Raw genomic sequence first — 26,380 nt, forward strand, 5'->3', positions numbered from 1 at the left:
CCTTGGCCATTGCACGGGATACCGGGCTCAATGCGAAACAGTGGATGTGTGCAGTTTTCGCCTTGGTAGAAAGTCGTCTTGCCTACGGTGAACTGGGTATCTTCTGTTGTCATTGTTCAATCCCCTGATAATTTTCGACAGCCTGGGCGGCCCCTTTCGCGGGTGAACCCGCTCCCACAGGTTCATTACAAGCCCCAAGGTTTGCACAGTACCTGTGGGAGCGGATTTACCCGCGAAGAGGCCAGCCCAGGCAACACGTTACACAGCCTCAATGCACAGGCTTGGGCTCAGCGGCCATCTGCACCTGAATCAACGTCGACTCACGCAAAGCCCGCAGCGCCTCCAGTTCATGTATCGAGGTCATCATCAGGATCGAAGCCGGCGACCTGGGCTGCAGCTGCATGGCGTGGTGCACAACGGTTGCGGCACACGGCGCGTGATCCGTGGCCTGGAACAGGGTGCACAACCGCCACTCTCTTGTTTGACAGCAGGTGTGTGGTGGCCCTTATGACGGAAAACCTAACCGAACCAGGTCAGAATGCGGGGGACTGGAAGGTGTCCGCCTCACCCTTTCCAGCACCTGTGAGCGGCCTTGTCACGCGAAGCGCCACGCGGGCGGCGCCCGATCTCACAAGCGCAAAAAGGATCAAAGCGGGCAGCTGTATGCCCCACCCGTTCTCACCCCATATCACCCAAACCTATTAACCTCCCCCCACCTCAGCCGATTCCCTACACTCGCAGCATCCCGCCTCAGGACCGCCCCCATGCCCGAGACCCTGCTCTGCCACCGCAACCTGGCCTTCGAGCTCTACGAAGTCCTCGACGCCCAAGCCCTGACCCAACGCCCGCGCTTCGCCGAGCACAGCCGCGAAACCTTCGACGCGGCCCTGACCACCGCACGCACCATCGCCGAAAAGTTCTTCGCTCCGCACAACCGAAAGGCCGACGAAAACGAGCCGCGCTATGTAGACGGCCGCGCCGAGCTGATCGCGGAGGTGAAGCCGGCAGTCGACGCCTTCCTCGAAGCCGGCTTCCTCAACGCCAACCGCGACTTCGAGGTCGGTGGCATGCAGCTGCCCAGCCTGGTTTCGCAGGCCTGCTTCGCCCACTTCCAGGCCGCCAACGCTGGCACCACGGCCTACCCGTTCCTGACCATGGGCGCGGCGAACCTGATCGAGAGTTTCGGCACGGATGAACAGAAACGGCTGTTCCTGCAGCCGATGATCGAAGGCCGCTACTTCGGCACCATGGCGCTGACCGAGCCCCACGCAGGATCCTCGCTTGCCGATATCCGCACCCGTGCGGAACCGGCGGGCGACGGCAGCTACCGGCTCAGGGGCAACAAGATCTTCATCTCCGGCGGTGACCACGAACTGTCGGAAAATATCGTGCACATGGTCCTGGCCAAACTGCCGGACGCACCGCCAGGGGTGAAGGGCATCTCGCTGTTCATTGTCCCCAAGTACACGGTGAATCCGGACGGCAGCCTTGGCCCGCGCAACGATGTGCTGCTGGCCGGGCTGTTCCACAAGATGGGCTGGCGCGGCACCACCTCCACCGCCCTGAACTTCGGTGAGAATGGCCAGTGCGTCGGTTACCTGGTTGGCAAGCCACACCATGGCCTGGCCTGCATGTTCCAGATGATGAACGAGGCGCGCATCGGCGTTGGCATGGGCGCAGTAATGCTGGGTTACGCCGGCTACCTGTATTCGCTGGACTATGCCCGTCAGCGGCCACAAGGCCGGCTGCCGGACAGCAAAGACCCGCTCAGCCCCGCGGTACCGATCATCGCGCACACCGATGTGAAACGTATGCTGCTGGCACAGAAGGCATACGTGGAAGGTGCCTTCGACCTGGGCCTCTACGCAGCGCGCCTGTTCGACGATACCCAGACCGCCAACGACGAGGCGTCCCGCCACCAAGCGCAGGCGCTGCTCGACCTGCTGACCCCGATCGTCAAATCCTGGCCCTCGGCGTTCTGCCTCAAGGCCAACGAACTGGCTATCCAGATTCTCGGCGGCCACGGCTATACCCGTGAATACCCGGTTGAGCAGTACTACCGCGACAACCGCCTGAACCCGATTCACGAGGGCACCGAGGGCATCCAGTCGCTCGACTTGCTTGGGCGCAAACTGGCACAAAACAAGGGTGCCGGGCTCAAGCAACTTTTTCGGCTGATGGCAGCAACTGGCGAGCGCGCCAGCCACCATCCAAACCTTGCCTCCCTGCGCCAGCCGCTGGAGCAGTTGGTCAACCGCCTGCAAAGCGTAACCCTGGTACTGCTCGGCGACCTGGCCAAAGGTAAAGTCGCTGCCACCTTGGCCAATTCAGCCTTGTACCTCAAAGCCTTCGGTCACTGCGTGATCGGCTGGCGCTGGCTGGAGCAGGCGATTCACGCAGAGCTCGGCATGCGCAAAGGCAACCCCGCCGACCACGACTTCTACCTCGGCAAGCTGCAGGCCGCGCGTTATTTTCTGACCTGGGAATTACCAGGCTGCCATAATGAGCTGGCATTGCTCGAGGCGCGCGATGATACCTGCCTCGCCATGCAAGACGCGTGGTTCTAGGGGGGAGCCACCGTGTACACGGAGGCTTCCGCATGTTCGATTCCAGCGCCCTGCTGCGCCAGCGCTTTGCCGCGCTGCGCAGTACGGCCGAGTTGTTTTCCCTGCGCCATGTGACCCAGTCGCACCAGGCGCTTTCGGTTCGCCGCAATGTTGCCGAACCGCCGTTCTTCAGCCAGGACGAAGGCGCCATGCTCATCGCACGGGTGAATGGGGTGGAAGCTTATGCGGCCACCGCCGACCTGTCCCAGGCAGGCCTGCAGCGAGCACTGGAACGTGCCGAGGCACTGGCCCGGCAGATTGCCCGGCATAGCCTGCTCGATCTGCGCGATCAGCCAGTGACCGATGCACGCCACGACCACATTTCGCCCAACTTCGACCAACCTGTACCCACCCTGGGCGAGTGCCTTGGCCTGCTCGCCGCCGAATCGGCCAGCGTGCCCAAGGACAGCCGCCTGGTAGACTGGCAGGCCAGCCTGGGCCTGAGCCTGGTCGAGCAGACCTATCTCAATTCGGCCGGCGCCGAACTGCGCCACGCCCAACGCTTCCTGTTCCCCGGCCTGGGCGTCACCGCCAGCGATGGCCAGGACAGCCAGAGCCGTAGCCTGGGCCGCGACAACTTCGGCCAGCAGGGTGGCTTCGAGATCATCGAGCGCTGCGGCCTGGTGGGCGCAGCCAGCCGGGTGGCTGACGAAGCGCTGCAGCTGCTGCTGGCCCCGAACACACCCAGCGGCCCGCGCGACCTGTTGCTGATGCCGGACCAGATGATGCTGCAAATCCACGAGTCCATTGGCCACCCGCTGGAGATGGACCGTATTCTCGGCGACGAGCGCAACTACGCCGGTACCAGCTTCGTCAAAGCCAGTGACTTCGGCCACCTGCAATACGGCTCTCCGCTGCTGAACGTGACCTTCGACCCGACCATCGGCGAAGAACTGGCCAGCTACAGTTTCGATGACGACGGCACCCCGGCCAGCAAGCAGTTCCTGATTCGCCACGGCCTGTTGCTGCGCCCGCTGGGCGGCGCGCTGTCGCAGTTCCGTTCTGGCCTGGACGGCGTGGCCAACAGCCGCGCCTGTGGCTGGAACCGTGCGCCGATCGATCGCATGGCCAACCTCAACATCGAACCCGGCGACCAGACCCTGCGGCAACTGATCCAGGGCATCGAACACGGCATACTGATGCGTACCAACCGCTCCTGGTCCATCGACGATGCGCGCAACAAGTTCCAGTTCGGCTGTGAATGGGGCCAGTTGATTGAAAACGGCGAGCTCAAGGGCATCGTCAAGAACCCCAACTATCGCGGCATCTCCGCGCAGTTCTGGCGCAACCTGTCGGCAGTCGGCGACCGCAGCACCTTCCAGGTACTGGGCACGCCCAACTGCGGCAAGGGTGAACCCAACCAGGTGGTGCGGGTCGGCCACGCGTCGCCAGCCTGCGTGTTCCGCCAGATCGACGTATTCGGAGGGGACGCCTGATGAAACAAGCATTCGAAGCCCTGGCCCTCGATGTGCGCACCGAGCTGCAAGCGGGCGAACAATTCACCCTCGGCTACAGCGCCGAGCAATCGCAATTCGTGCGTTTCAACCACGCCAAGGTGCGTCAGGCCGGTGAAGTGAGCCAGGCCAGTGCGCAACTGCGGCTGATCAGTGATGGCCGCCAGGCTGAACAACAGGTGACCTTGAGTGGGGATGCGCAACTGGATTCCCAGCGCCTGGTCGCTGCCCTGGAGCAACTGCGCCAGACGTTGCCGCTGCTGGCGGTCGACCCCTACCTGCGCCTGGACGACAGCGCCTGGCACAGCCACAGCCAGCAGGAGCAACCGCTGCCCGAGCTGAGCGATGTACTGGCCCTGCTCGACCGCGAAGCCGGGGACCTGGACCTCGTCGGCATCTATGCCGCCGGGCCCATCTGCCGTGGCTTTGCCAGTTCGTTTGGCGCCTTCGGCTGGCATCAGGCCAACAGCTTCAACGTGGACTGGAGCCTGTTCCATGAAAATGGCCAGGCGGTGAAAGCCAACTATGCCGGTCAAGAATGGAACTCCGACAACTTCACCGCACGGCTGCGCCAGGCGCGGGAGCAACTGGGTTTCCTCGGCCTTCCGGCAGTCACCCTGAAGCCCGGCAGCTACCGCGCCTATCTGGCACCGTCAGCCATGGACGAGATCGCCGGCATGCTGTGCTGGGGCGGTTTCTCGGCGCAGGCGCTGGCCACCGGCAACAGCGCTCTGCAGCGCCTGTACAACGGCGATGCACGACTGAGCCCGCTGGTAAGCTTCACCGAGCAGGTCAGCGGCTCGTTGAGCCCGGCGTTTTCCGATGAAGGCTCGCCACGCCTGGATGTGCCATTGATTCAGCAGGGCCAGGCTGTGCAGCGGTTGACCAGTGCGCGCAGTGCCGCCGAGTTCGAGCTGCTGGCCAATGGCGCCGACAGCTACGAGTCGCCCTGCGCGCTCAGCCTGGCGCCGGGGAGCTTGCCCAGCGAGCAGATCCTCGAGCGGCTTGGCAGCGGGCTGTACATCAGCAACCTGTGGTACCTGAACTACTCCGACTTGCCGGCAGCCCGCATGACCGGGCTGACCCGTTTTGCCACTTTCTGGGTAGAGGATGGCCAGATCCAGGGGCCCGTCAGCACCATGCGTTTCGATGACAGCCTGTACAGTTTGCTCGGCAGCCAGCTGGAAGACCTGACCCGGGAGCGCGAGATGATTCTGTCGACCAGTACCTATGGACAGCGCAGTACCGGGTCGAGTCATTTGCCGGGGGCACTGGTCAAAGGCCTGACCCTGACATTGTAATAGGCCATTCCGGCCTCATCGCCGGCAAGCCAGCTCCCACAGGGACCGCACCCAGTCCGGGGCCTGTGGTGATCCTGTGGGAGCTGGCTTGCCGGCGATGAGGCCAGTACAGGCAATGCCGAACATTGAGGTTCCTCATGCCCGAACGCACTCCGCTGGACCCTGTCACCGCCCGCTGGATCCCCTGGGTGGTGGCGATCGCCTTCTTCATGCAGTCCCTGGACGGCACCATTCTCAACACCGCGCTGCCGGCCATGGCCCGCTCGCTGGCCGAAGACCCGCTGCGCATGCAGGGCGTGATCATCGCCTACATGCTCACCGTGGCCCTGCTGATCCCCGCCTCGGGCTGGATCGCCGACCGCTTCGGCACCAAGCGCATCTTCTTCAGCGCCATCCTGCTGTTCAGCTTCGGCTCGCTGTTGTGCGCTGCAGCCAACAGCCTGGGTTTTCTGATCTTCGCCCGGGTGGTGCAGGGCCTGGGCGGTGCACTGATGTTGCCGGTGGGGCGTTTGGTGGTGCTGCGCGCCTACCCGCGTAGCGAGCTGGTGCGGATCATGAGTTTCATCACCATTCCCGGCTTGCTCGGGCCATTGCTGGGGCCAACGGTTGGCGGCTGGCTGGTGGAAATCCTCACCTGGCACTGGATCTTTTTGCTGAACCTGCCGGTCGGTCTGATCGGTTGCTACGCGGTCTGGAGGTTCATCCCCGACCTGCGCGGCGCCGAACGCACCAGCTTCGACGGCCCTGGCTTTGTGCTTTTCGGCGCGGCGATGGTGCTGATCACCATCGCCATGGAAGGCCTGGGCGAGCTGCACCTGCCGCACTTGCGCGTGATGTTGCTGCTGTTTGCCGGCATGGCCTGCCTGGCCGCCTACTGGCTGCGCGCCGGGCGCGACCCGGAGCCGCTGTTCTCGCCCAGCCTGTTCCGTGTGCGCACCTTCGCCATCGGCATCCTCGGCAACCTGTTCGCGCGCCTGGGCAGCGGCGCACTGCCGTTCCTGGTGCCGCTACTGCTGCAGGTGGCGCTGGGCTATTCACCGGCCCAGGCCGGCATGAGCATGATCCCGCTGGCGGCGGCTGCCATGCTCGCAAAATCCATCGCCAGGCCGCTGATCGAACGCTTTGGCTACCGCATCATCCTCACCGGCAACACCCTGCTGCTGGGCCTGCTGCTGGCCAGCCTGGGCCTGGTCGACGAACAGACACCCTATGCTGTGCTACTGATCCAGCTGGGCCTGCTCGGCGCGGTCAACTCCATGCAGTTCACGGCAATGAATACGGTGACCCTGATCGACCTTGACGACGCCAGCGCCAGCAGCGGCAACAGCCTGCTGTCGGTGGTCGCACAGCTGTCGCTCAGCCTCGGTGTGGCCTGCGCCGGTGCGTTGCTCGGCGGGTTTACTGCAGCCGGCAGCGCCGATGGCGTGGAAACCACGCTGGGGGCGTTCCAGCTGACCTTCGTCACCATCGGCGTGATGGCAATGCTGGCAGCGGCGATCTTCATGCAACTGGCGCCGACGGACGGAAGGCGTGCCCGTCGTCCGGAACAACACATGGAGTCGTAGGGCGAATGGCCATGAGGCTGGTAGACTGTGCGGCATTTTTTCGCTTCGCAACGCAGGCCTGCCTCGTGACCACCGAATCCACCGCTTTTGCCACTCTGCCGCTGTCCGCCGCCATGCTGGCCAACCTGGACGCCCTTGGCTATGCCTCGATGACGCCGATCCAGGCCCAGAGCCTGCCGGTCATCCTCAAGGGCCAGGACCTGATCGCCCAGGCCAAGACCGGCAGCGGCAAGACCGCCGCCTTCGGCATCGGCCTGCTCAACCCGATCAACCCGCGCTACTTCGGCTGCCAGGCCTTGGTGCTGTGCCCTACCCGCGAACTCGCCGACCAGGTAGCCAAGGAGCTGCGCCGCCTGGCGCGGGCCGAGGACAACATCAAGATCCTGACCCTGTGCGGCGGCGTTTCACTGGGCCCGCAGATTGCCTCGCTGGAGCACGGTGCGCACATCATCGTCGGCACCCCGGGGCGCATCCAGCAGCACCTGGACAAAGGCACCCTGGTGCTGGATGGCCTGAACACCCTGGTGCTGGACGAAGCCGACCGCATGCTCGACATGGGCTTTTTCGACGCCATCGCCAGCATCATCGGCAAGACCCCATCGCGCCGCCAGACCCTGCTGTTCTCGGCCACCTACCCAACCGGCATCAAGCAGCTGGCTGCCGACTTCATGCGCAATCCGCAGCAAGTGAAGGTCGAGAGCCTGCACGCCGACAACCAGATCGAGCAGAGCTTCATCGAGATCGACCCGCAGCAGCGCCTGGAGGCCGTCACCCGCGTGCTCGGCCACTACCGCCCGCAGTCGTGCGTAGCGTTCTGCTTCACCAAGCAGCAGTGCGAAGACGTGGTTGCCCACCTCACCGCCAAGGGCATCGTCGCCCAGGCCCTGCATGGCGACCTGGAACAGCGTGACCGCGACCAGGTACTGACCATGTTCGCCAACCGCAGCAGCTCGGTGCTGGTAGCCACCGACGTAGCCGCGCGCGGCCTGGATATCGATGGCCTGGACATGGTCCTCAACGTGGAGCTGGCGCGTGATGCGGAAATCCACGTGCACCGCGTGGGCCGTACCGGTCGCGCCGGCGAGAAAGGGATTGCGGTCAGCCTGGTGGCCCCGGCCGAAGGCCACCGTGCCCAGGCCATCGAACAGCTGCAGAAGAGCCCGTTGCGCTGGGACCAACTGGACAGCCTGAAAAACAAAGGCGGCGAGCCGCTGCTGCCGGTGATGACCACGCTGTGCATCGCAGCCGGGCGCAAGGACAAGCTGCGCCCGGGTGACATCCTCGGTGCGCTGACCGGTGATGCCGGTATCCCGGGCAAGCAGGTGGGCAAGATCGCCATCTTCGACTTCCAGGCGTTCGTGGCCGTGGAACGTGCGCTGGCCAAGCAGGCCATGCAGCGGCTGAACAGCGGCAAGATCAAGGGCCGCGCCCTGAAAGTCCGCATTCTTTAATCCCAGACAGTGACCCTGTGGGAGCGGGTTCACCCGCGAAAGCCATGGTGCATGCGCCATCGTATTCGCGGGTAAACCCGCTCCCACAGGGTCGGCATTCCACATTCGAATCCAGACAGGTTCATACCGTGCACTCCACCGACGTGATCATCCTCGGCGCTGGCGCCGCCGGCCTGATGTGCGCCCAGCTCAGCGCCCGCCGTGGCCGCCGGGTACTGCTGCTCGACCACGCCAACAAACCGGGCAAGAAAATCCTCATGTCCGGCGGCGGCCGCTGCAACTTCACCAACATGTACACCGAGCCGGCCAACTTCCTTTCGCACAATGCACACTTCTGCAAATCGGCCCTGGCCCGCTACACCCAGTGGGACTTCATCGAGCTGGTGTGCAAGCATGGCGTGGCGTACCACGAGAAGAAACTCGGCCAGCTGTTCTGCGACAACAAGGCCAGTGACATCCTCGACATGCTGCTGGCCGAATGCGACGAGGCCGGTGCCGAGATCCGCATGCAAATCAGCATCGAGCAGATCGAGAAAACCGCAAACGGCTATCTGCTGCAGACCAGCGGCGGCCAGTTCGCCTGCCAGTCGCTGGTGATCGCCACCGGTGGCCTGTCGATCCCGACACTAGGCGCCACCGGCTTCGGCTACCAGGTCGCGCGCCAGTTCGGCCACACACTGCTGCCAACCCGCGCCGGCCTGGTGCCCTTCACTATCACCGAGCCCCAACTCAAGGCATTGTGCACCGAGCTGTCCGGCACCTCGCTGGATTGCACCGCCAGCTGCAATGGCAGCAGCTTCCGCGAGAACCTGCTGTTTACCCACCGCGGTCTGAGCGGCCCGGCGATCCTGCAGATTTCGTCGTTCTGGGAAGCCGGTGACACGGTCGAGATCAACCTGCTGCCGGACCGTGACGCACTGACCTGGCTGCAACAGATGCAAACCGAACGCGCCAACGCCGAACTGAAGACCGTGCTGGGCGAGGTCTTTACCCGCAAACTGGCCAACCTGCTGGCCGAGCAGTGGTTCGAGTCCAGGCCCATGAAGCAGTACACCCCGGCAGAGCTGGCCCAGATCGCCGAAAAGCTGGCGAACTGGCAGGTGGTGCCGGCCGGCACCGAAGGCTACCGCACCGCCGAGGTGACGCTGGGAGGGGTCGACACCCGCGAAGTGTCGTCCAAGACCATGGAATCACTGAAGAGCCCCGGGCTGTACTTCATCGGTGAAGTGCTGGACGTGACCGGCCACCTGGGCGGTTTCAACTTCCAGTGGGCCTGGGCATCGGCCAACGCCGCAGCGCAGTTCGTGTAGAGTAGAATCCATTCAGCAGCACGGAACGCTTCTTGCTGGCCGTGCTGCAATGCATTCATTCGCTCACTGCCTAGCAGGCCATCATGTCATCGAGCTCGTTCCGTCAGTCACTGCGTCGCCTGTGGGGCCAAGACAAGTTCAGCTACAGCATCCGGGTCACCATCGCCCTCACCGGCAGCCTGGCCCTGTGCTGGTACCAGAACGAGATGGCCCTGCTGATTCCGCTGTTCCTCGGCATCATCGCCAGTGCCCTGGCCGAAACCGACGACAGCTGGCAGGGCCGCCTCAGCGCCCTGGCCGTTACCCTGGTGTGCTTCGCCATCGCTGCACTGGCCGTCGAACTGCTGTTCCCCTACCCCTGGATCTTCGCCATCGCCCTGGCCCTGGCGGCGTTCGGGCTGACCATGCTCGGCGCCCTGGGCGAACGTTATGGCGCGATCGCCTCGGCAACGCTGATCACGGCGGTGTACACCATGATCGGCGTGGACCAGCGCGGTGGCCAGGTAACGGACTTCTGGCACGAGCCGATGCTGTTGGTGGCAGGTGCGGCCTGGTACGGGCTGCTGTCGGTGCTGTGGCAGGCGCTGTTCTCCAACCAGCCGGTGCAACAGAGCCTTGCCAAGCTGTTTTTCGAACTGGGCCGCTACCTCAAGCTCAAGGCCAGCCTGTTCGAACCCATCCGCACCCTCGACCTGGAGGCCCGGCGCCTGGAACTGGCCCAGCAGAATGGCAAGGTGGTGGCGGCGCTCAACGCCGCCAAGGAAATCATCCTGCACCGGGTCGGCAACAGCCAGCCCAACTCCAAGGTCAGCCGCTACCTCAAGCTGTACTTCCTGGCCCAGGATATCCACGAGCGGGTCAGTGCCTCGCACTACCCCTACAACGCCCTGACCGAGGCGTTCTTCCACAGCGACGTGATGTTCCGCTGCCAGCGCCTGCTGCGCAAGCAGGGCTCATCCTGCCAGGAACTGGCCCGCTCTATCCGCTTGCGCCAGCCGTTCGTACTCGCCAGCGGCTTTACCGAAGCACTCGAGGACCTCAACGCGTCGCTGGAGCACCTGCGCAACCAGAACAACCCGGCCTGGCGCAGCCTGCTACGCTCGCTGCGGGCGCTGGCCGCCAACCTGGCCACGCTGGACCGCCTGCTCAGCGCTGCCAGCAACCCCGACAGCCTGGCCGATGCCAGCGACAGCAGCCTGCTCGACCGTTCGCCACGCTCGCTGAAGGATGTGTGGACGCGCCTGCGCACCCAGCTCACACCGACCTCGCTGCTGTTCCGCCACGCCTTGCGCCTGCCGCTGGCGTTGTCGATCGGCTACGGCATGGTGCACCTGATTCACCCCACCCAGGGCTACTGGATCATCCTCACCACGCTGTTCGTGTGCCAGCCCAACTACGGTGCAACCCGGCGCAAGCTGGTGCAGCGCATTTTCGGTACCGCAGTCGGCCTGACGGTGGGCTGGGCGCTGTTCGACCTGTTCCCCAACCCGGTCATCCAGTCGCTGTTTGCCGTGGTCGCCGGGGTGGTGTTCTTCGTCAACCGCACCACCCGCTACACCCTGGCCACGGCCGCGATCACTTTGATGGTGCTGTTCTGCTTCAACCAGATCGGCGATGGCTATGGCCTGTTCCTGCCGCGCCTGTTCGATACCCTGGTCGGCAGCCTGATCGCCATCCTCGCGGTGTTCCTGTTCCTGCCCGACTGGCAGGGGCGGCGGTTGAACAAGGCACTGGCCAATACCCTGGCCTGCGCCAGCGTCTATCTGCGGCAGATCATGCAGCAGTACGCCCACGGCAAGCGCGACGACCTGGCCTACCGCCTGGCCCGGCGCAACGCCCACAACGCCGATGCGGCGCTGTCCACCACCCTGGCCAACATGCTGATGGAGCCTGGGCACTTCCGCAAGGAAGCCGACGTCGGCTTCCGCTTCCTGGTGCTGTCGCACACCTTGCTCAGCTATCTGTCGGGGCTGGGTGCGCACCGCGATATGGCGTTGCCCGCGCAGGTGCAGGAGCAATTGATCGAAGGTGCAGGGCAGAGCCTGGCCAACAGTCTGGACGAGATTGCCAACGGCCTGGCCGCACGGCTGCCGGTGGCGATTCATAGCGATGCCGAGGAGGCGCTGGCCAATGCCCTGGAACAGATGCCGGAAGAACTGGATGAACATCAGCGGCTGGTGCAGACCCAGCTGGCGTTGATCTGCCGGCAGTTGGGGCCGCTGCGTACCTTGGCGGGGCACTTGATCAAAGAGAGCCCGCCCGCCTGATTTTTCGCGGGGTCTGTGCTTTTCAGCCTCTATTTTGGCCAAATGCATTCGACATGCGATGATCGAGGTCTCATTCAAGGAGTTCGCGCCTGTGTCCATCGACTGGCTCTGCAAGCACCACACCGACCTTGGCAAAGATCAGCTCTACGCCATTCTGCAATTGCGTACCGAAGTGTTCGTGGTCGAGCAGCGCTGCGCCTATCAGGACGTCGATGGCCAGGACCTGAGCGGCGACACCCTGCACCTCATGGCGTGGCAGGAAGACAAACTGGTGGCTTACCTGCGTTTGCTCGATCCGCAATCCCAGGGCGGGGATGTGGTGATCGGGCGGGTAGTGACTTCACCTGCGGCGCGAGGGCTGAAGCTGGGGCACACGTTGCTGTCGAAGGCGCTGGAGGCGGCGGAGCATTGCTGGCCGGGAGTACCGGTTTATCTGTCGGCGCAGGCGCATTTGCAGGCGTTTTATGCCAGGCATGGGTTTGTGGTGGCGGGTGAGGAATACCTTGAAGATGACATTCCACATATCGGCATGCGCAAAGGCTGAATTGCCGGGGGTGCTTTGCACCCCTTTCGCCGGCAAGCCAGCTCCCATAAACCTCAGGGGTAGCCCAGCACTTCGCGTATCTGCCGCAGATGGCGGATGATCCACTGCTTGTCGATCGCACCCCAGTCATGAATGCGGTAATGCCCGGCGTGGTTGCGCGCGCCTTCCTGCTGCTCGAACTCGCAGACGATATCCAGGTCGGCTAGCGCCGCGATAGTGTCCTGGGCGGTGCGCCGTGGCATGCCGGTGGCCTCCATCAGGGCTGGCACGCTGGTCGCGGTCTGGCTGTCGATCAGCCAGGCCACGTACAGGCGGCGGTAGAAGCTGCTCTTGGTCTTGCTCACTTCCATGCTGCATGTTCCTTAGGGGTTGCCCGGCAGCTCCCGATAGGTCAGGTAGACGCGCAGGTCGAATTCCAGTTGGTGGTAGTCCGGCTCCATGTGCTGGCAGAGCTGGTAGAACGCCTTGTTGTGATCGCGCTCGCGCAGATGTGCCAGCTCGTGCACCACGATCATGCGCAAGAACTGCGGCGCGGCCTCCTTGAACAGCGACGCAATGCGGATCTCCTTCTTGGCCTTGAGCTTGCCGCCCTGCACCCGCGATACCGCCGTGTTCAGGCCCAGGGCCCGATGGGTCAGGTCGAGGCGGCTGTCGAACAGCACCTTGTCCAGGTTCGGCGCGCTGCGCAGGTACTGCTGGCGCAGGTCCTGGGCATAGCCATACAACGCTTTGTCGCTTTGCACGTCATGGCGGTCTGGGTAGCGGCGCTGCAGGTATTCGCCCAGGCGGTCGCTGTCGATCATCTGCCGCACCTGCGCCTGCAGGTGCGGAGGGTAGGCTTGCAAATAACGGAGTACGGTCATGGCACTGTAGTCGGCGTAACGAATGCCGATTCTAGCCAATCACGCCCGTGGCCAGGGGAAAATCGCCGGGAAGCCGCTGGCATCTGCCGCAGTCATCGGGTGCGCCACTAAAAACCCTTGCACGTATTCGCAATCATTGGCCCTCAGCCAGGCCGCCTGGGCCGGGGTTTCCACGCCTTCGGCGATGACCGTGATGTGATAGTCGGTACACAGGCCGATGACGCTGCGCACCAGCGCCGCATCCACTGCCGAGTCGGGCAGTCGCGCAACCAGATGGCGGTCAAGCTTGAGGGTATCGATTGGCAGGTCACGTAGCATGCGTAGCGAACAGTCACCCGCGCCAAAATCATCCAGCGCCACCCTTACCCCCAACTCGCGCAAGCGGTGTATCTGCTTCACGGCCGCATCGATGTTGTACATCAGCGAGGTTTCTGCCACTTCCACTTCCAGCTGCGTCGGGGCTAGCTGGTAAAGCTGGATGACCCGCTGCAACTCGTCGACCAGGCCGGGCATGACGAACTGCGCGCGGCTCAGGCTGATGCCCAGCACCAGGTCGGCCGGGAAGCGCTGGCACCATGCCTGGCGCTGCGCTGCGCCCTGCCGGTAGATCCAGCTGGCCAGGCGGTTGATCAGGCGCGCTTCTTCGAGCAAGGGGATGAACAACCCCGGCGGCACATCGCCAACACTGGGGTGCTGCCAGCGCAGCAAGGCCTCGAAGCCACGCAGACGACCATCGTTGAAACCCACCTGCGGTTGGTAAACCAGGGTGAAGTCCTGCTGCTCGATGGCGGCGCGCACGCTGTCTTCGAGCATCAGCCGCGACCGCGCCCGGCCATTGAGCTCCTGATCATAGAAGCGGTACTGCTGGCGACCGGCCTGCTTGGCCGCATACATCGCGGCATCCGCCGCCCGCAGCAGGCCTTCCACATTGGCGCCGCAGTCCGGGAAGGTGGCGATGCCGATGCTGACCCCGAGCGTTACATCCAGCCCTTCCACTTCGTGGCTGATGGAAACACGCTCGAGCAAACGCTCGGCATAGCGCCCGGCCTGCTCCGGGTACGGCAGGCTGTCGAACAGCGCAGTAAACTCATCCCCACCCATGCGCGCCAGCAGGGCATCGCTGCCCAGGCAGTCCTTGAGCTGCTCGGCCACCCAGCGCAGTACCCGGTCGCCGGCATCGTGGCCAAGCGAATCGTTGATCCGCTTGAAGCCATCCAGGTCCATGTACATCAGCGCCTGTGCCTTGTCCGAGCGCTCGTTGCGCAGCAGCGCCCCCTCGGCGGCCTGGTAGAAACCGCGGCGGTTGAGCAGGCCGGTGAGCGGATCGGTGACGGCCTGGTATTCAAGCTGCTGGTGCAGGTTGCGCACTACCGACATGTCCAGCACGGTCACCACCATGGCCTGCTGGTCTGCCGGCAACGGCGCGCAGGACAACGCCACCGGCACCAGTTCGCCAGCCACGGTGCGCAGCTGGGCGTCGTGCACGCGGAAAATCTGCCGAACCAGATAGGCTTTGTAGAAATCCGATTCTGGCCACAGGCTGGCGCTGGCCAATTGCACCAGGTCGAGCAGGTGGGCGCCCTGCAACTGCTGCACTGGCGCTGACAGCAAGCGCGAAATGGCAGGGTTGGCAAAGCCGATGATGCCCTTGTCATCCACTACCAGGATGCCTTCGGCGGCGTTTTCCAGGATTGACGCGTTGAACGCCCTGGCCGCTTCCAGCTCACGCGTCAGGCGCTGCAGCATGCGCCGGTTGCGCTGCTGGTCGAGCAGTGCCTGAACCTTGGGCTTGAGTATTTGCGGGTCGAACGGCTTGAACATGTAGTCCACGGCGCCGCTGGCGTAGCCTTTGAGCACGGCCGCTTCAGACTGTTCGTTGGCGGTGAGGAATATGATCGGTGTCAGCCGAGTGCGCTGGCTGCCACGCATCAGCCGGGCGACTTCAAAGCCGTCCATTTCCGGCATTTGTACATCCAGCAACACCAGGTCGACATCGTGTTCGAGCAGCGCACTCAAGGCTTCCATCCCCGAGCTTGCCGTCAACACTTGCCAATCCTGCCGGGCCAGCAATGCCCGCATGCTGATGAGATTCTCAGGGTAGTCGTCTACTACCAGAAGAATCGAGCTGCCATCCAGTGGCTGTGGTTGAGGGTGAGCGCCATCCATGCTGCTTCTCTATTATGTGACCGACTTCAAATACGGTTGGATCCGTTTAGTACTCTAGACCTGAGCTGCCGACACGCAATGCAATCAGAACGCTATCAGTGGCTAACTGTACGGTAGCCGACCAACGGTCGGTCTGCGGAAAGAAAGCGCAAGGTGGTAGCCGCCAGAAATGAAAAAACCCGCATCGCTGCGGGTTTTTTCAGGGTTGCCTGCGGATCAGTTGACCTTGGCGGCCAGCTCACCTTTGGCATAGCGCTGGAACATGCCTTCCAGGGAGATCGGCTTGATCTTCGAGGCGTTGCCGGCAGTGCCGAAGGCTTCATAACGCGCGATGCACACGTCACGCATGGCCTTCACGGTTTCGGCGAAGAACTTGCGTGGGTCGAACTCGCTCGGGTTCATGGCCATGTGACGGCGCATGGCACCGGTCGAGGCCAGGCGCAGGTCGGTGTCGATGTTGACCTTGCGCACGCCGTACTTGATGCCTTCGACGATTTCTTCTACCGGTACGCCGTAGGTCTCTTTGATCTCGCCGCCGTACTGGTTGATGATCGCCAGCCACTCTTGCGGTACCGAGGAGGACCCGTGCATCACCAGGTGGGTGTTGGGGATGCGCTTGTGGATTTCCTTGATGCGCTCGATGGCCAGGATGTCACCGGTTGGCGGCTTGGTGAACTTGTAGGCACCGTGGCTGGTACCGATAGCGATCGCCAGGGCGTCGACCTGAGTCTTCTTGACGAAGTCTGCGGCCTCTTCCGGGTCGGTCAGCATCTGGCTGTGGTCCAGCACGCCTTCGGCGCCGATGCCGTCTTCTTCACCGGCCATGCCGGTTTCCAGCGAACCCAGGCAGCCCAGCTCGCCTTCAACCGAAACACCGCAGGCGTGCGCCATGGCGACGGTCTGCTGGGTAACGCGGACGTTGTACTCGTAGTCGGTCGGGGTCTTGCCGTCTTCACCCAGCGAGCCGTCCATCATCACCGAACTGAAGCCCAGCTGGATCGAGCGCTGGCAGACATCCGGGCTGGTGCCGTGGTCCTGGTGCATGCACACCGGGATGTGCGGGAATTCTTCGATGGCAGCCAGGATCAGGTGGCGCAGGAACGGCGCGCCAGCGTATTTGCGGGCACCGGCCGAGGCCTGGACGATCACCGGAGAGTCGGTCTTGTCGGCCGCTTCCATGATGGCGCGCATCTGCTCGAGGTTGTTGACGTTGAAAGCTGGTACGCCGTAACCGAACTCGGCGGCGTGGTCCAGCATCTGGCGCATGCTAATGAGTGCCATTGTGTATCTCTCTCCCGACAAGCGTCGTCTGTTTCGTGCAAGCCTGCCGCAGGGGCGGTTGCTGTTCAAGTAGTGTGGGCCACCCTCGCGGCCCGGCCAGTCACGGTGCCTTGCAGCCCCGCCCAATCAGATCGTTGGTTGCCACCCAGTACACCAGGCCTTCTTCGCCCTTGGTGTGGAAGGCCAGCATGCCATCGCTATACAGCGCACCCGAGGCACCCGGCTCGGCCTTGAGCCGGTAAACCTGGTCGCCGCCGCCAAGGCGTACGTCGACCTGGTCGCGTTGCGCGTCGGCGAAGCGCCACAGCACTTCGGCCTGGGTATCGCAGACCCAACGGGTCCAGTTGTCTGCCGGGGCGGGTTGCGCCGGCTGCAGCAGTGAGCATCCTGCCAGTGTCGCCAGGGCCGTTACGGCCATAAGCGCTTTCATTCAGTTTCCTCAATTCAGGGCTGCTTTGCAGCCCATCGCCGGCAAGCCAGCTCCCACAGACCCCGCACATCCTTGCAAGAGAAGCTGTACCTGTGGGAGCTGGCTTGCCGGCGATGGGCCGCATAGCGGCCCCCTTTCCAAGACCACAAATCAGCCTTCAGGTTGCCGACTACCCGATCAAGGGCAACCCGGCGCCTTGCGCTGGTGGTCTTCGTCATACTTTTCCAGGCCTTCCGGGCCCACGCGCTTGCTGATGACCGGCACGGTCTCGGCCTGCCACTCGGACTGGTAGCAGCCGCCCTTGGGCGGGTGCGACGGGTCGCCGTCCGAGGCCGGGCTGCCGGCGCAAGCGCTCAGCAAGCCGGCCAGCATCATCACAGGCAATTGCTTGACCATCAGGCCACTCCCTTTGCCAAGCGCCGAAGTCATCAGGCCTTTGCCCGCTCTTCCAGGATTGCCACCGCTGGCAGGACCTTGCCCTCGACGAACTCGAGGAAGGCGCCACCACCGGTAGAAATGTAGGAGATATCCTTGCTGACGCCATATTTGTCGATGGCCGCCAGGGTGTCACCGCCACCGGCGATGGAGAACGCCGCGCTGTCGGCGATGGCATTGGCCAGCACCTTGGTGCCATTGCCGAACTGGTCGAATTCGAACACGCCCACCGGGCCGTTCCACAAAACGGTCTTAGACGACTTCAGCAGCTCGGCGAAGTTGGCTGCGGTCTGCGGGCCGATGTCCAGGATCATGTCGTCTGCGGCAACGTCGGCAATGGCCTTGACGGTGGCTTCGGCGCTTTCAGCGAATTCCTTGGCAACCACCACGTCAACCGGCAGCGGTACGTTGACCTTGGCCGCAATGGCCTTGGCGGTGTCGACCAGGTCTGGCTCGTACAGCGACTTGCCAACCGGGTGGCCGGCAGCGGCCAGGAAGGTATTGGCGATGCCACCACCCACGATCAGCAGGTCACAGACCGCGCTCAGGCTGTTCAGCACGTCGAGCTTGGTGGAAACCTTGGAGCCGGCAACGATGGCCGCCATCGGCTTGGCCGGGGCTTTCAGGGCCTTGCCCAGGGCGTCCAGCTCGGCAGCCAGCAACGGGCCGGCAGCGGCAACCTTGGCGAACTTGGCGACACCATGGGTCGAGCCTTCGGCGCGGTGTGCGGTACCGAAAGCATCCATGACGAACACGTCGCACAGGGCGGCGTACTTTTGTGCCAGCTCGTCGGCGTTCTTTTTCTCGCCCTTGTTGAAGCGCACGTTCTCGAACAGCACCAGGTCACCGGCCTTTACCTCGACACCGTCCAGGTAGTCGGCAACCAGCGGCACTTCGCGGCCCAGGGCCTTGCTCAGGTAGTCGGCAACCGGCTTGAGGCTGTTCTCGGCAGAGAACTCGCCTTCAGTCGGGCGGCCCAAGTGCGAGCAGACCATTACCGCTGCGCCCTTCTCCAGGGCCAGCTTGATGGTCGGCAGCGCTGCCATGATACGCGCATCGCTGGCTACCACACCGTCCTTCACAGGCACGTTGAGGTCTTCGCGGATCAGTACGCGCTTACCTTGCAGGTCGAGGTCGGTCATCTTCAACACGGTCATGAATGCAGTCCTTCAGGGCTGTTTGTTGCGGGTTGGGTGAACGACGTGCAGAAAGTGTTCGGCGACGTCGAGCATACGATTGGCGAACCCCCATTCGTTGTCGAACCAGGCCAGCAGGTTCACCAGGCGGGGGCCGGAAACACGGGTCTGGCTGGCATCGACGATGGCCGAATGCGGGTCGTGGTTGAAATCACAGCTGGCGTGCGGCAGCTCGGTGTAGGCCAGCAAGCCTTTCAGCGGGCCTTCCAGCGCCGCTTGGCGCAGCACCTGGTTGACCTCTGCCGCGCTGGTGTCGCGGGCGGTCTGCAGGGTGATGTCCAGGCACGAAACGTTGACGGTGGGTACACGTACCGCTTTGGCCTGGATTCGCCCGGCAAGTTCCGGAAGCAGCCGCTCGATACCGCGCGCCAGACCAGTGGACACCGGGATCACCGACTGGAAGGCCGAGCGCGTTCGGCGCAGGTCTTCGTGGTGGTAGGCGTCGATCACCGGCTGGTCGTTCATCGCCGAGTGGATGGTGGTGATCTGCACGTACTCGATGCCGAATGCCTGGTCCAGCACGCGCAGCAGCGGCACACCGCAGTTGGTCGTGCACGAGGCGTTGGACACCAGGCGCTCGCTGCCGGTCAGGCAGGCCTGGTTGATGCCGTAGACCACGGTGGCATCGACGTCGGCCTCGCTGGCCATGGGCTGGGAGAACAGCACCCGCGGCGCGCCGGCATCGAGGAAGCGCTGGCCATCGGCACGGGTGTTGTAGGCGCCGGAACACTCCAGCACCAGGTCGATGTCGAGGGCGGCCCAGTCGATACCCTCGGGGGTGGCACTGCGCATTACCTTCACGCAGTCGCCATTGATATGCAGACAGTCGCCGTCCACCCTCACCTCACCGGGGAAACGCCCGTGGGTGGAGTCGAAGCGTGTCAGGTATTCCAGGCTGGCCTGGTCGGCCAGGTCGTTCAGCGCGACGATCTCGAAACCGGCCTTTGCCCCCCGCTCGAACAGCGCGCGCAGGACACAGCGGCCAATACGGCCATAACCGTTGAGTGCAACTTTGTAGGGACGCAGGTGGGGCATTCGTTGGCTCGCTAACGCATGATGGCTGTTGGGGCCGCGTTGCGGCCCATCGCGACGCAAGGCCGCTCCTGCAGGGACCGCACCGCCATCTTGGGTTGCGCGGTCCCTGCAGGAGCGGCCTTGCGTCGCGATGGAGGGCAAAGCCCTCCCTTTGCACGACCTGGAGGGCGTCACTGCCCTCCTTTGTTACATCAGTCTTCCAGCAGCTCTTCGGCAGTACCGAGGATGTTCTCCAGGGTGAAGCCGAACTCTTCGAACAGTGCCGAAGCCGGCGCCGACTCACCGTAGGTGGTCATGCCGATGATACGACCTTCCAGACCGACGTACTTGTACCAGAAGTCGGCATGGGCAGCTTCGATGGCGATGCGCGCGCCTACTTCCAGCGGCAGCACGGACTGCTTGTAGGCAGCGTCCTGGGCATCGAACACGCTGGTGCACGGCATGGAGACCACGCGTACCTTGCGGCCCTGCTCGGTCAGCTTGTCGAAGGCCTGCACAGCCAGGCCCACTTCGGAACCGGTAGCGATCAGGATCAGCTCAGGCTCGCCAGCGCAGTCCTTGAGCACGTAGCCGCCGCGGCTGATGTCAGCGATCTGCTGGGCGTCGCGCTGCTGGTGCTGCAGGTTCTGACGCGAGAAGATCAGCGCCGATGGGCCGTCCTTGCGCTCCAGGGCGTTTTTCCAGGACACGGCAGATTCCACCGCATCGGCCGGGCGCCAGGTGTCCAGGTTCGGCGTGCTGCGCAGGCTGGTCAGCTGCTCGATCGGCTGGTGAGTCGGGCCGTCTTCGCCCAGGCCGATGGAGTCGTGGGTGTAGACGTGGATCACCCGCTGCTTCATCAGTGCCGACATGCGCACGGCGTTGCGGGCGTATTCCATGAACATCAGGAAGGTCGCGCCGTAAGGCACCAGGCCACCGTGCAGGGCAACGCCGTTCATGATGGCGGTCATGCCGAACTCGCGCACGCCGTAGAACACGTAGTTGCCGCTGGCGTCATTGGCTTCGACGCCCTTGCAGCCCTTCCACAGGGTCAGGTTGGAGCCGGCCAGGTCAGCCGAACCACCGAGGAACTCAGGCAGCAGCGGGCCGAACGCATTGAGGGCGTTCTGGCTGGCTTTACGGCTGGCGATGGTTTCGCCTTTGGCAGCCACTTCGTTGATGTAGGCCTGGGCCTTTTCGCTGAAGTCGTCCGGCAGCTCGCCGCTGTCACGGCGCTTGAACTCGGCAGCCAGCTCCGGGTAGGCCTTGGCGTAGGCGTCGAAACGCTGGTTCCAGTCGGCTTCGGCCTTGGCACCGGCGGCCTTGGCATCCCATTCGGCATAAATGTCGGCCGGGATTTCGAACGGGCCGTGGTTCCAGTTCAGTTCTTTACGGGCCAGGGCGATTTCGTCATTGCCCAGCGGTGCGCCGTGGCAGTCTTCCTTGCCCTGCTTGTTCGGCGAACCGAAGCCGATGATGGTCTTGCAGCAGATCAGGGTCGGGCGGTCGCTCTTGCGCGCCGTCTCGATGGCCATCTTGATTTCTTCGGCATCGTGGCCGTCGACGTTGCGGATCACCTGCCAGTTGTAGGCTTCGAAGCGCGCCGGGGTGTTGTCGGTGAACCAGCCATGCACTTCACCGTCGATGGAGATGCCGTTGTCGTCGTAGAAGGCGACCAGCTTGTTCAGGCCCAGGGTGCCGGCCAGCGAGGCGACTTCGTGGGAGATGCCTTCCATCATGCAGCCGTCGCCGAGGAAGACATAAGTGTTGTGGTCGACGATGTCGTGGCCGTCACGGTTGAACTGGGCAGCCAGTACCTTTTCCGCCAGGGCGAAGCCCACGGCGTTGGCCAGGCCCTGGCCCAGCGGGCCGGTGGTGGTCTCCACGCCTGGGGTGTAACCGAGCTCCGGGTGGCCCGGGGTGCGGCTGTGCAGCTGGCGGAAGGCCTTGAGGTCGTCGATCGACAGGTCGTAGCCGGTCAGGTGCAGCAGCGAGTAGATCAGCATCGAGCCGTGGCCGTTGGACAGCACGAAGCGGTCACGGTCGGCGAAATGTGGGTTGCTCGGGTTGTGCTTCAGGTAGTCACGCCACAGTACTTCGGCGATATCCGCCATGCCCATTGGGGCACCTGGGTGGCCGCTATTAGCCTTTTGCACGGCATCCATGCTGAGGGCGCGAATGGCGTTGGCACGTTCACGACGGCTGGGCATCGCTGGTCTCCTGGGGGGGCTTGAATAGGTGGTGTCACGAAAAAGGCGGCTATTTTCGCCCACTGGGGGTGCCGGGGGCAATGACGTATGGTCGCAGTCGGGGGATTTTCCTGTGATTGGCATTCAATTCGGGGCAAAACCGGGTGAAACGGCCCGTCCATCACTCAATATCAAAACTTTTTGATATTGGCCTTGCTAGGGCATCGATGCCTGTCTAGACTGCCGCCCCATGAACCTCCGTGCGCAATCCATTCCCGAGCAACGCGAAACACTGGCTGCCCTGTGCAAGGCCAGTGGCGACGAGTTGCGCCTGAACGTACTGCGCGCCCTGGCCAACGATTCGTTCGGCGTGCTGGAGCTGGCGCAGATATTCGACGTAGGCCAGTCAGGCATGAGCCACCACCTGAAGGTGCTGGCCCAGGCAGAGCTGGTAGCGACCCGCCGCGAAGGCAATGCCATCTTCTACCGCCGCGCCCTGCCCGACAGCCTGCGCCTGGGCGGCCGGCTGCATGCGGCGTTGCTTGAAGAGGTCGACGGCCTGACGCTGCCGCCGGACGTGCAGGCGCGGATCGCCCAGGTGCAGCAGCGCCGCGCGGTAACCAGCCAGGACTTCTTCTTGCGCGTGGAAGAAAAGTTTCGCGCCCAGCAAGACCTTATTGCCGGCCTGCCGCAGTACCGCGAAAGCCTGCTGGCACTGCTCGACAAGCTGAATTTCGACCCGGCTGCCAGCGCCCTGGAGGTCGGCCCCGGTGACGGCGGCTTCCTGCCAGACCTGGCCCGGCGCTTCGCCCGGGTCACCGCTTTGGACAACAGCCCGACCATGCTCGAGCTGGCGCGCCAGGTGTGCCAGCGCGAAGGGCTCGACAACGTGAACCTGCAGTTGGCCGATGCACTGGGTGCAACGGATGTGGCCGCCGACTGCGTTGTGCTGAACATGGTCCTGCACCATTTCAGCGACCCGGCCCTGGCCTTGCGCCAGCTGGCCAATCGGGTGAAGGCAGGCGGCAGCTTGCTGGTCACCGAACTTTGCAGCCATGACCAGGGGTGGGCGCGGGAAGCGTGCGGCGACCTGTGGCTTGGCTTCGAACAGGACGACCTGGCCCGCTGGGCCAACGCTGCCGGGCTGGCCCTCGGCGACAGCCTGTACGTGGGCTTGCGTAACGGTTTCCAGATCCAGGTCCGCCATTTCCAGCGCACGGCTGGCGACATACACCATCGGTAAATTTCAGGAACCTTCGAGATGAGCGAATACTCCCTTTTCACCTCCGAGTCCGTGTCCGAAGGGCATCCGGACAAGATCGCCGACCAGATTTCGGACGCCGTCCTCGATGCCATCATCGCCCAGGACAAATACGCCCGCGTAGCTTGCGAAACCCTGGTCAAGACCGGTGTCGCCATCATCGCCGGTGAAGTCACCACCTCGGCCTGGGTCGACCTGGAAGACCTGGTGCGCAAGGTGATCATCGACATCGGCTACAACAGCTCCGACGTCGGTTTCGACGGCGCCACCTGCGCTGTGATGAACATCATCGGCAAGCAGTCGGTGGACATCGCCCAGGGCGTCGACCGCTCCAAGCCGGAAGACCAGGGTGCCGGTGACCAGGGCCTGATGTTCGGCTACGCCAGCAACGAAACCGAAGTGCTGATGCCGGCACCGATCTGCTTCTCGCACCGTCTGGTCGAGCGCCAGGCCGAAGCCCGCAAGTCCGGCCTGCTGCCGTGGCTGCGCCCGGACGCGAAATCCCAGGTCACCTGCCGTTACGAAAACGGCAAGGTAGTGGGTATCGACGCGATCGTGCTGTCGACCCAGCACAACCCTGAGGTTTCGCAGAAAGACCTGCAGGAAGCCGTGATGGAGCTGATCGTCAAGCACACCCTGCCTGCCGAACTGCTGCACAAGGGCACCCAGTACCACATCAACCCGACCGGCAACTTCATCATCGGTGGCCCGGTGGGTGACTGCGGCCTGACCGGCCGCAAGATCATCGTCGACTCCTACGGCGGCATGGCGCGCCACGGCGGCGGCGCGTTCTCTGGCAAAGACCCGTCCAAGGTCGACCGTTCCGCGGCCTACGCCGGCCGCTACGTGGCCAAGAACATCGTCGCTGCCGGCCTGGCCGAGCGCTGCGAGATCCAGGTTTCGTACGCCATCGGCGTGGCCCAGCCGACTTCCATCTCGATCAACACCTTCGGTACCGGCAAGGTCTCCGACGAGAAGATCATCCAGCTGGTGCGCGAGTGCTTCGACCTGCGTCCGTACGCCATCACCACCATGCTCGACCTGCTGCACCCGATGTACCAGGAAACCGCTGCCTACGGCCACTTCGGCCGCACCCCGCAGCAGAAGACGGTCGGCGACGACACCTTCACCACCTTCACGTGGGAGCGCACCGACCGCGCCCAGTCGTTGCGTGACGCCGCCGGCCTGTAATTTTTCCTGCAGCGCTGTGCGAAAGCCCCTGCCGAGCAATCGGCAGGGGCTTTTTTGTGACATATCGGCTGACAACAGCGGCGCAGCAAGGGCCGCCAGACTTGCCTAGGCTGGGAACTCCCTTCCGCCATGCAAGGATGCTGGCCATGCTGATCAAGCTTTTGTTCACCCTGATGATGCTGACTGCCCCGCTGGCCTGGGCCGCCCCCTGCCCCGACTGGGGTCGGCAGCAAGTTGACGCCGAGGTCGCTCAACTACGCGCCACGCTCGCCCAGTGGGACGACCACTATCACCGTCAGGGCGTCGCGCTGGTGGCCGACGAACTCTACGACCAGAGCCGCCAGCGCCTGGAGCTGCTGCGGCAGTGCTTTGGCCTCGCAACCGGCCCTTCGCCCCTGGCCAGCGCTGGCGGACCGATCCCTCATCCGGTGCCACATACCGGGGTAGACAAGCTGGCCGACCAGCAGGCCGTGAAACGCTGGTTCACCGGCAAGACCGATGTCTGGGTACAGCCCAAGGTCGATGGCGTTGCGGTTTCCCTCACCTACCGAAAGGGCCGCCTGGTGCAACTGATCAGCCGAGGCGATGGCGTGCATGGGCACGACTGGAGCCGGCACATTCCCCAGCTCGGGGCCATTACCCGGCGGTTGCCCCGACCACTCGACCTGCAGCTGCAGGGGGAACTCTACTTGCGCCACGGCGCCCACGTACAAGCCCGGGCTGGCAGCGCCAATGCCCGTGGCACAGTTGCAGGCCTGCTTGCACGCAAGCAGCTGGCCGGTGAACAAGGCAACACTGTCGGCCTGTTCGTCTGGGACTGGCCACAAGGCCCCAGCCAACAAGCCGAACGCCTTGCCCAGCTGACGCAGCTGGGTTTCCCCGACAGCCAGCACTACAGCGTCGCGATCGATACACCGGCGCAGGCAGCACACTGGCGCGAGCACTGGTACCGCTCCGCCCTGCCCTTCGCCACCGATGGCGTGATTTTGCGACAGGGCAGCCGGCCCCCTGCCGAGCGCTGGCAAGCCAAGGCCCCGTACTGGATCGCGGCCTGGAAGTACCCCTATGTGCAGGTTTTGGCCGAAGTGCGCGACGTACGCTTTCGGGTCGGCCGCACCGGCAGAGTGACGCCGGTGCTGCACGTGCTGCCGGTCACGCTTGATGATCGACGAATCACTCAGGTGAGCCTTGGCTCGCTGGCCCGCTGGCATGGCCTCGACATCCGCCCTGGCGACCAGGTGGCCGTCAGCCTCGCCGGGCTGACCATTCCACGATTCGAGCAAGTGGTGCATCGCGCCGTCGAGCGACTGCCGGTAAGCGCACCTGAGCCCGGCCGGCATCACGCCCACAGTTGCTGGCAGATCAGCGAGGGCTGCGAAGAGCAGTTCGTTGCCCGCCTTGCCTGGCTCAGCAGCAAACAGGGGCTGGCACTGCCACGCACCGGGGCCGGTACCTGGCGCCGGCTGGTGGCTGCCGGGCTGGTGAATTCAATGAGCGACTGGCTGGACCTGGACGCCGAGCGCCTGCGCCAGGTAGCGGGCATCAGCATCGTGACGGCTACACAGCTGCAGGACAGTTTCAAAGCAGCGCGCTCGCGTCCCTTCGCCCAATGGCTGCGTGGGCTCGGGGCGCCCTTGCCTGGCGGCATGCAGGTGGCGGGCGCATGGTCGGCGCTGGCTGCGCGCACAAGCCTTGAGTGGCAAGCCTTGCCCGACATCGGGGCAAAACGCGGGCAACTGCTTGCCGACTTCTTTGCAAGCAACGAGGTCAATGCCATTGCAACCCAGTTGGCCGGCGCAGGGGTAGATGGGTTTGACGTCGAGCACACGGTGACCACGCAATGATTTTTTACCAAT

21 protein-coding genes and 1 pseudogene are annotated in these 26,380 nt (G+C 64.0%); 11 read left to right on the forward strand and 11 right to left on the reverse strand.

Annotated features, from left to right (window positions below; translation table 11 throughout):
- Positions 1-11 precede the first annotated feature (11 nt).
- Positions 12-113: pseudogene (locus AC5O5R_RS24840) on the reverse strand (DUF3077 domain-containing protein); the annotation flags it as partial.
- 155 nt (positions 114-268) lie between these two features.
- Positions 269-466: a hypothetical protein gene (locus AC5O5R_RS24845; RefSeq protein WP_256676313.1), complete on the reverse strand. Its 198-nt coding sequence runs from the start codon at positions 464-466 to the stop codon at positions 269-271.
- Positions 467-764: 298 nt separating this feature from the next.
- Between AC5O5R_RS24845 and AC5O5R_RS24850 the strand changes: the two genes are divergently transcribed.
- The 8 genes from AC5O5R_RS24850 (at position 765) to AC5O5R_RS24885 (ending at position 12,498) form a co-directional block, all read left to right on the forward strand.
- Positions 765-2,567, forward strand: coding sequence for an acyl-CoA dehydrogenase (locus tag AC5O5R_RS24850; RefSeq protein WP_172286281.1), 1,803 nt, complete (start codon positions 765-767; stop codon positions 2,565-2,567).
- 32 nt (positions 2,568-2,599) lie between these two features.
- A complete protein-coding gene (locus tag AC5O5R_RS24855) occupies positions 2,600-4,042 on the forward strand; it encodes a TldD/PmbA family protein (protein ID WP_494514810.1) in 1,443 nt (480 codons plus the stop codon).
- Positions 4,042-5,361, forward strand: coding sequence for a TldD/PmbA family protein (locus AC5O5R_RS24860; protein WP_494511768.1), 1,320 nt, complete (start codon positions 4,042-4,044; stop codon positions 5,359-5,361). Before AC5O5R_RS24855 ends, AC5O5R_RS24860 begins: the two co-directional genes overlap by 1 nt.
- A 137-nt stretch (positions 5,362-5,498) precedes the next feature.
- Positions 5,499-6,926 carry a multidrug transporter subunit MdtD gene (gene mdtD, locus AC5O5R_RS24865; RefSeq protein WP_494514811.1) on the forward strand — a complete coding sequence of 476 codons (1,428 nt, stop codon included), beginning with the start codon at positions 5,499-5,501 and terminating at the stop codon, positions 6,924-6,926.
- 113 nt (positions 6,927-7,039) lie between these two features.
- Positions 7,040-8,377, forward strand: coding sequence for an ATP-dependent RNA helicase DbpA (gene dbpA / locus AC5O5R_RS24870; protein WP_256676351.1), 1,338 nt, complete (start codon positions 7,040-7,042; stop codon positions 8,375-8,377).
- A 128-nt stretch (positions 8,378-8,505) separates the two neighbouring features.
- Positions 8,506-9,687, forward strand: a complete 1,182-nt coding sequence (locus tag AC5O5R_RS24875) for a BaiN/RdsA family NAD(P)/FAD-dependent oxidoreductase (protein ID WP_172286751.1) — start codon at positions 8,506-8,508, stop codon at positions 9,685-9,687.
- An 83-nt stretch (positions 9,688-9,770) separates the two neighbouring features.
- Positions 9,771-11,954 carry a YccS family putative transporter gene (gene yccS / locus AC5O5R_RS24880; protein WP_172227266.1) on the forward strand — a complete coding sequence of 728 codons (2,184 nt, stop codon included), beginning with the start codon at positions 9,771-9,773 and terminating at the stop codon, positions 11,952-11,954.
- A 91-nt stretch (positions 11,955-12,045) separates the two neighbouring features.
- Positions 12,046-12,498 (forward strand): GNAT family N-acetyltransferase, encoded by a 453-nt coding sequence (locus AC5O5R_RS24885; RefSeq protein WP_172227268.1) that lies wholly within the window; start codon positions 12,046-12,048, stop codon positions 12,496-12,498.
- Between the two features lie 53 nt (positions 12,499-12,551).
- Here AC5O5R_RS24885 and AC5O5R_RS24890 read toward each other — a convergent pair whose 3' ends face one another.
- From AC5O5R_RS24890 to tkt, 9 genes are all read right to left on the reverse strand, one after another.
- A complete protein-coding gene (locus AC5O5R_RS24890; RefSeq protein WP_003249396.1) occupies positions 12,552-12,848 on the reverse strand; it encodes a winged helix-turn-helix domain-containing protein in 297 nt (98 codons plus the stop codon).
- A 12-nt stretch (positions 12,849-12,860) separates the two neighbouring features.
- Positions 12,861-13,361 (reverse strand): M48 metallopeptidase family protein, encoded by a 501-nt coding sequence (locus AC5O5R_RS24895; RefSeq protein WP_172286752.1) that lies wholly within the window; start codon positions 13,359-13,361, stop codon positions 12,861-12,863.
- Between the two features lie 39 nt (positions 13,362-13,400).
- Positions 13,401-15,527, reverse strand: coding sequence for a putative bifunctional diguanylate cyclase/phosphodiesterase (locus tag AC5O5R_RS24900; RefSeq protein ID WP_494514812.1), 2,127 nt, complete (start codon positions 15,525-15,527; stop codon positions 13,401-13,403).
- Between the two features lie 216 nt (positions 15,528-15,743).
- Positions 15,744-16,808: a class II fructose-bisphosphate aldolase gene (gene fba / locus AC5O5R_RS24905; RefSeq protein ID WP_172227274.1), complete on the reverse strand. Its 1,065-nt coding sequence runs from the start codon at positions 16,806-16,808 to the stop codon at positions 15,744-15,746.
- A 100-nt stretch (positions 16,809-16,908) separates the two neighbouring features.
- A complete protein-coding gene (locus AC5O5R_RS24910) occupies positions 16,909-17,238 on the reverse strand; it encodes an MliC family protein (protein WP_172227276.1) in 330 nt (109 codons plus the stop codon).
- 177 nt (positions 17,239-17,415) lie between these two features.
- Complete coding sequence (locus AC5O5R_RS24915) at positions 17,416-17,667, reverse strand: hypothetical protein (RefSeq protein WP_172227278.1); 252 nt, start codon at positions 17,665-17,667, stop codon at positions 17,416-17,418.
- Positions 17,667-18,830, reverse strand: coding sequence for a phosphoglycerate kinase (locus tag AC5O5R_RS24920; protein ID WP_172227280.1), 1,164 nt, complete (start codon positions 18,828-18,830; stop codon positions 17,667-17,669). Before AC5O5R_RS24920 ends, AC5O5R_RS24915 begins: the two co-directional genes overlap by 1 nt.
- A 12-nt stretch (positions 18,831-18,842) precedes the next feature.
- On the reverse strand, positions 18,843-19,904 hold the full coding sequence (gene epd / locus AC5O5R_RS24925) for an erythrose-4-phosphate dehydrogenase (RefSeq protein ID WP_172227282.1): 1,062 nt from the start codon (positions 19,902-19,904) through the stop codon (positions 18,843-18,845).
- A 191-nt stretch (positions 19,905-20,095) separates the two neighbouring features.
- Positions 20,096-22,093: a transketolase gene (tkt, locus tag AC5O5R_RS24930; protein WP_494514813.1), complete on the reverse strand. Its 1,998-nt coding sequence runs from the start codon at positions 22,091-22,093 to the stop codon at positions 20,096-20,098.
- Between the two features lie 229 nt (positions 22,094-22,322).
- Between tkt and AC5O5R_RS24935 the strand changes: the two genes are divergently transcribed.
- From AC5O5R_RS24935 to ligB, 3 genes are all read left to right on the forward strand, one after another.
- Complete coding sequence (locus AC5O5R_RS24935) at positions 22,323-23,315, forward strand: ArsR/SmtB family transcription factor (RefSeq protein ID WP_172232941.1); 993 nt, start codon at positions 22,323-22,325, stop codon at positions 23,313-23,315.
- Between the two features lie 18 nt (positions 23,316-23,333).
- Complete coding sequence (metK, locus tag AC5O5R_RS24940) at positions 23,334-24,524, forward strand: methionine adenosyltransferase (RefSeq protein WP_172232944.1); 1,191 nt, start codon at positions 23,334-23,336, stop codon at positions 24,522-24,524.
- Positions 24,525-24,670: 146 nt separating this feature from the next.
- Positions 24,671-26,368: an NAD-dependent DNA ligase LigB gene (gene ligB / locus AC5O5R_RS24945; RefSeq protein ID WP_172228761.1), complete on the forward strand. Its 1,698-nt coding sequence runs from the start codon at positions 24,671-24,673 to the stop codon at positions 26,366-26,368.
- Positions 26,369-26,380 lie beyond the last annotated feature (12 nt).

It is taken from the genome of Pseudomonas sp. 8_5_2, from assembly GCF_059295255.1.

Excerpts from the sequence above, each read along its gene's own strand:
- AC5O5R_RS24850 (WP_172286281.1), top strand. The coding sequence starts at position 765 with ATGCCCGAGACCCTGCTCTGCCACCGCAACCTGGCCTTCGAGCTCTAC.
- AC5O5R_RS24855 (WP_494514810.1), top strand. The coding sequence starts at position 2,600 with ATGTTCGATTCCAGCGCCCTGCTGCGCCAGCGCTTTGCCGCGCTGCGC.
- AC5O5R_RS24860 (WP_494511768.1), top strand. The coding sequence starts at position 4,042 with ATGAAACAAGCATTCGAAGCCCTGGCCCTCGATGTGCGCACCGAGCTG.
- mdtD (WP_494514811.1), top strand. The coding sequence starts at position 5,499 with ATGCCCGAACGCACTCCGCTGGACCCTGTCACCGCCCGCTGGATCCCC.
- dbpA (WP_256676351.1), top strand. The coding sequence starts at position 7,040 with ATGCTGGCCAACCTGGACGCCCTTGGCTATGCCTCGATGACGCCGATC.
- yccS (WP_172227266.1), top strand. The coding sequence starts at position 9,771 with ATGTCATCGAGCTCGTTCCGTCAGTCACTGCGTCGCCTGTGGGGCCAA.
- AC5O5R_RS24890 (WP_003249396.1), bottom strand. The coding sequence starts at position 12,848 with ATGGAAGTGAGCAAGACCAAGAGCAGCTTCTACCGCCGCCTGTACGTG.
- AC5O5R_RS24895 (WP_172286752.1), bottom strand. The coding sequence starts at position 13,361 with ATGACCGTACTCCGTTATTTGCAAGCCTACCCTCCGCACCTGCAGGCG.
- AC5O5R_RS24900 (WP_494514812.1), bottom strand. The coding sequence starts at position 15,527 with ATGGATGGCGCTCACCCTCAACCACAGCCACTGGATGGCAGCTCGATT.
- fba (WP_172227274.1), bottom strand. The coding sequence starts at position 16,808 with ATGGCACTCATTAGCATGCGCCAGATGCTGGACCACGCCGCCGAGTTC.
- AC5O5R_RS24910 (WP_172227276.1), bottom strand. The coding sequence starts at position 17,238 with ATGAAAGCGCTTATGGCCGTAACGGCCCTGGCGACACTGGCAGGATGC.
- AC5O5R_RS24915 (WP_172227278.1), bottom strand. The coding sequence starts at position 17,667 with ATGACTTCGGCGCTTGGCAAAGGGAGTGGCCTGATGGTCAAGCAATTG.
- AC5O5R_RS24920 (WP_172227280.1), bottom strand. The coding sequence starts at position 18,830 with ATGACCGTGTTGAAGATGACCGACCTCGACCTGCAAGGTAAGCGCGTA.
- epd (WP_172227282.1), bottom strand. The coding sequence starts at position 19,904 with ATGCCCCACCTGCGTCCCTACAAAGTTGCACTCAACGGTTATGGCCGT.
- tkt (WP_494514813.1), bottom strand. The coding sequence starts at position 22,093 with ATGCCCAGCCGTCGTGAACGTGCCAACGCCATTCGCGCCCTCAGCATG.
- AC5O5R_RS24935 (WP_172232941.1), top strand. The coding sequence starts at position 22,323 with ATGAACCTCCGTGCGCAATCCATTCCCGAGCAACGCGAAACACTGGCT.
- metK (WP_172232944.1), top strand. The coding sequence starts at position 23,334 with ATGAGCGAATACTCCCTTTTCACCTCCGAGTCCGTGTCCGAAGGGCAT.
- ligB (WP_172228761.1), top strand. The coding sequence starts at position 24,671 with ATGCTGATCAAGCTTTTGTTCACCCTGATGATGCTGACTGCCCCGCTG.